Origin of the sequence: Aquabacterium sp., assembly GCF_004297345.1 — a bacterium.
GTDB lineage: Bacteria > Pseudomonadota > Gammaproteobacteria > Burkholderiales > Burkholderiaceae_C > Aquabacterium.
Genome location: NZ_SCTN01000499.1, coordinates 1 through 4,641 on the forward strand (window position 1 = coordinate 1; position 4,641 = coordinate 4,641).

The following is a 4,641-nucleotide window of genomic DNA, read 5'->3' on the forward strand; positions in this document are numbered from 1 at the left end:
CGCGGGCTTCTTGCAGCGTGGCGAAGGCTTCGCCAAAACGCTGGGCCACGTCACGGGCCACGGCCTTGTCGCCATCGGCCATGACGTTGAGGTCAGCGCCCGCGCTGAAGAACTTGGGGCCTTGGCCGGTCACGATGATGGCGCGCACTCGCTGATCGGCATTGAGCTTTTCCACCGTGGCCTTGAGCTGGCGCAGGCCGTCGAGCGACCAGGCGTTGGCGGGCGGGCGGTTGAGCGTGATGGTGGCGATGGCGCCGCTGGCGTCGATGTCGAGTTCGATCATGGTGATGAAACAGCAGGGATAAGGGAGGAAAAAATCAGGCTGGGATCTCGATGGCCATGGCCGTGGCTTCACCACCGCCAATGCACAGCGAGGCCACGCCACGGCGGCCACCTGTGCGGCGCAAAGCATGGATCAGCGTGACGATGATGCGGGCACCCGTGGCACCGATCGGATGGCCGAGTGCACAGGCGCCGCCAGCCACGTTGACCTTGTCGTGCGGCAAGCCCAGCTCGCGCATGGCATGCAGGGCCACGATGGCAAAGGCTTCGTTCACTTCGAACAGGTCCACATCGGCGGCCTGCCAGCCAGCCTTGTCCAGCACGCGCTGGATGGCGGGCACGGGAGCCGTGGCGAACTGGCCCGGCTCAGCGGCGTAGGTGCTGTGCGCCACGATGCGGGCGAGCACCTGCTGGCCGCGTTGCTGCGCCACGCTGGCACGCGTCAGCACGAGTGCTGCGGCACCATCAGAGATCGAGGCCGAGCTGGCCGGCGTGACCGTGCCATCCGGGCGGAAAGCCGGCTTGAGTCGGGTGATCTTGTCGGGCTGGCACTTCGATGGGGTTTCGTCCTGGCTGATCACCACCGCTTCGCCGCGGCCCTTGAGCGTGACGGGCGTGATCTCATCCTTGAACAACCCAGCCTCGACGGCGGCACGGGCGCGCAGCACGGAGTCCGTGGCATAGGCGTCTTGCTGTGCCCGTGTATAGCCTTGCTGCTCGGCGACCTGATCGGCGTAATGGCCCATCAACTCACCACCATAGGCGTCTTGCAGGCCATCAAAGAACATGTGGTCGATGGTGCGGCCATGGCCCAGGCGCTGGCCGGCACGTTCGGCTGGCAGCAGATAGGGCGAGTTGGTCATGGACTCCATGCCACCGGCCACGAAGAAGTCGGCCACGCCGGCACGCAACTGATCGTGCGCGAGCATCACGGTCTTCATGCCGGAGCCGCACATCTTGCTCAAGGTGGTGGCGCCAACCGAGTTGGGCAACCCAGCTGCAATAGAAGCCTGCCTGGCAGGTGCCTGCCCCAAGCCAGCCATGAGGCAGCAGCCCATCAGCACTTCGCCGATCTCGGCGCTGCCGGACAGACCCGCCTGCGCCAGCGCACCGGCAATCGCCGCACCACCCAAGGTGGCGGCATTCGTGGATTGGAACTGCCCCTGAAACGCGCCGATCGGGGTGCGCGTGGCACCGACGATGACGATGGGGTCTGTTTGTTGTGCGCTCACCGCGTCTCCTTCAGTGTTGCTCTGAACAGACCAAGAGGATGCCACGAAGGACGCCGTGAACGACACATCTGTCTCATGCAGTCCCTTCGCTGTCCGGAAACTGACCTATATCGAAGTGCTTATGCCAAAAGAAAACCACTTGCGCCAACAAGACTGACGGCCGCTTGACATTCAACGGGTATCCCCCAACAGGTGATATCCGAATCACTTACATCTGTCGTGAAACATAGACTGATTCGGCACATCAACAAGCCTTAGGGCCAGCGGCGCCGTCAGAGCACCGTGGAAGACAACTGGAGAAGACATGAGCAAGCTTTGGAGCGCACTGCTGGGTGCCGGACTTTCCTTGAGCGCGGTCAGCGCCTCGGCCGCCATCACCTGTCAGCCCGTGGCACCAGGTGAGGCCTATACCGGCTACCTCACCAGCCCCGGCAAGATCAACCCGGACAACGGCACCTGCTTTGTCAACAAGCTCTCGCTGACCACGCATGACGGGGTCAAGCTCACTGCCAATATCTTCCTGCCCAAGATCAGCAGCCCTGATCAGAAGTTCCCGACCATCATCATGGTCAACAGCTGGGTGTGCCCCGACTGGGAATACATCGGCCAGGCCTACAAGCTGGCCAAGGACGGCTACATCGTCATCGAATACGCCTCGCGCGGCTGGTGGAAATCGGAAGGCATCACCAGCGTGGCCTCGCCGGATGACATCAAGGACGTGAGCGACATCGTGGATTGGCTGGGCGCCAATGTGCCCGTTGACCAGGCCAACATCGCCATCAGTGGGATCTCTTACGGCGCTGGCATCTCGATACTGGGCCTGGCGCGCGAGCCACGCATCAAGACGGCTGCTGCGCTGTCGGGCTGGGCCAGCCTGGAAGAGCAGCTCTACTTCCAGGAAACGACCAACAAGTCCAACCTGAACCTGCTGGTGGGTGTGGCGCCGATTGCCGGCAAGCTGGACCCTGAAGTCAAGGTGCTGCAGGCTGACTTGCTCAACCCGGACACCACGCAGCAACGTGCCGACGAGATTCGTGCCTGGGCTCGCCCACGCTCGCCGCTCAACGAAATCGACAAGATCAACGCACGCCGAGCACCCGTGTTCCTGAGCAAGAACTACTCGGACGAGATGTTCACGCCCAACTCGACGCTGGACATGTTCAGCCAGTTGCAAGGCCCCAAGAAAATCTTGCTGAACAAGGGCTGGCACGCCACGGCTGAGGCACTGGGTGCGCTGCTGGGTACGGACAACTACATCTACGACCAGGCGCATCGTTGGTTCGACTACTGGCTCAAGGGCAAGGACAACGGCATCGTGGCCGAGCCGCAAGTGGACATGGCCGTGGGCAATGGCTCGACCCGTGAACGCCTGGCCACCTGGCCGGATGCCACGGTCAAGAACATGACCTACTACATCGCGCCTCGTGGCGATGTGCGCTTCCAGCTGGACTGCTTCTGCACCAAGGGCATCAACGGCGCTTTGCAGACCTCACCCAGCGGCCTGATCCTCAATGACACGCTCAGCAGCTCTGGCGATACCGTGGCCACCACTGGCATTCCGCTGGTGAGCGAACTGCTCAGCGGCGTGGGCATCTTCCCGATCGCGGCGCCCGCCCTGGTCAACCGCGCCAATGGCGTGGTCTACAACGGACCCAAGCTGGGCAACACGCTCAAGCTACGCGGCATCCCCAAGGTGCAACTGCAGATGCGCCCTGCTCAGGCACAAGCCCAGGTGATCACCTACCTGTATGACGTCGACGAGTTCGGCATCGGCAAGCTGATCACGCACAGCGCACGCTCGGTGCACTGGGCCACGCCCGGCAAGACCATCAGCTTCCCGATGGACTTCCACATGATGTCGTACGACGTGCCCAAGGGCCACCGCCTGAGCCTGGTCATCGACACCAAGGACCCGCACTATGCGGCAGCCAACAAGACCGACTTCAAGCTGGATCTGGTCTTCAACGCCAGCACCCAAGCCACTTTGACGATCCCTTATATCAACTAAGCGGATCACGGGGCGCCCGGCCCCCACCAAATGCCGGGCCACTACAATTCCTGAACGGAAGCCCCGATGGCCCACGATTTGCATGATGGACATGCCAATCCGGGCCATCGGCCTTTCCACTCAGCATGAAACTTCCCGAGCAATTCGACCTCCTGCCTCAGGTCAGCAAATGGTTGCTGCTGGCCATCCTCGTGGCCATCCTGGCCGGCTCGGCTTCGGCCTTGTTTCTGGCATCGCTGGACTGGGCCACCGCCACCCGTGAATCACATCGCTGGCTGATCTGGCTGCTGCCCCTGGCCGGCTTCATCGTCGGCTGGATCTATTTGAAATTTGGGCAAAGCGTGGAAGGCGGCAACAACCTGCTGCTCGAAGAAATACACGATCCACAAAACGCCATTCCGCTGCGCATGGCACCGTTGATCCTGGCCTCCACGATCATCTCCCATCTGTTCGGCGCCTCCGTGGGCCGAGAAGGCACGGCGGTGCAAATGGGCGGCGCACTCGCCGATCAACTCACGCAGTTGTTCAAGCTCTCACCTCACGATCGTCGCCTGCTGCTGATGGCAGGCATCAGCGCGGGCTTTGCCTCTGTTTTTGGCACGCCGCTGGCCGGAGCTGTGTTCGGCATGGAAGTCCTGATGGTGGGCCGCATGCGCTACGACGCCCTGTGGCCTTGCTTTGTGGCAGCCATCGTCGCCGATCAGGTGACGCGCCTGTGGGGCATCCATCACTCGCATTACGCTGCGGGCCTGATCCCGTCTCTGTCGATGTGGGTGCTGATATCGGTGGTGCTGGCCGGCATGATCTTCGGCCTGATCGGCATGCTGTTCGCCAAGTCAGCTCATGGGCTCTCCGCCCGCATGAGGGCCTGGATTCCCTACGCACCCTTGCGCCCGCTTCTCGGTGGTGTGGTCTTCGCTGCGCTGGTGTGGTTTGGCGACGGCTGGCGCTACATCGGTCTGGGCCTGACACCTGTGGCCGAATCTTTCCAGCAAGCGGTGCCCGCCTGGGACTTCGCGGGCAAGATGCTCAGCACAGTCTGGTCACTGGGCTTTGGCTTCAAGGGTGGGGAAGTCACGCCGCTGTTCTTCATCGGCTCGACCCTGGGCAACACGCTGG

4 protein-coding genes are annotated in these 4,641 nt (G+C 62.5%); 2 read left to right on the forward strand and 2 right to left on the reverse strand.

The annotated features are described in order from the left end of the window. Both EPO09_RS19170 and EPO09_RS19175 read right to left on the reverse strand, forming a co-directional pair. The coding region (locus EPO09_RS19170) for an enoyl-CoA hydratase-related protein (RefSeq protein ID WP_290645644.1) at window positions 1–283 on the reverse strand (283 nt) is incomplete at its 3' end. A 34-nt stretch (window positions 284–317) separates the two neighbouring features. Continuing rightward, a complete protein-coding gene (locus tag EPO09_RS19175; RefSeq protein ID WP_290645646.1) occupies window positions 318–1,514 on the reverse strand; it encodes an acetyl-CoA C-acyltransferase in 1,197 nt (398 codons plus the stop codon). Between the two features lie 304 nt (window positions 1,515–1,818). On the opposite strand from EPO09_RS19175, the gene EPO09_RS19180 reads away from it, so the two are divergent. Together EPO09_RS19180 and EPO09_RS19185 are read left to right on the forward strand one after the other, a co-directional pair. Beyond that, complete coding sequence (locus tag EPO09_RS19180; RefSeq protein ID WP_290645648.1) at window positions 1,819–3,522, forward strand: CocE/NonD family hydrolase; 1,704 nt, start codon at window positions 1,819–1,821, stop codon at window positions 3,520–3,522. Between the two features lie 125 nt (window positions 3,523–3,647). Beyond that, window positions 3,648–4,641, forward strand: a 994-nt coding sequence (locus EPO09_RS19185; protein ID WP_290645650.1) for a chloride channel protein, incomplete at its 3' end; no start/stop codon positions are given.

What these genes read in the sequence shown, in the direction of transcription:
- EPO09_RS19180 (WP_290645648.1), top strand. Translation starts at nt 1,819, where the DNA reads ATGAGCAAGCTTTGGAGCGCACTGCTGGGTGCCGGACTTTCCTTGAGC.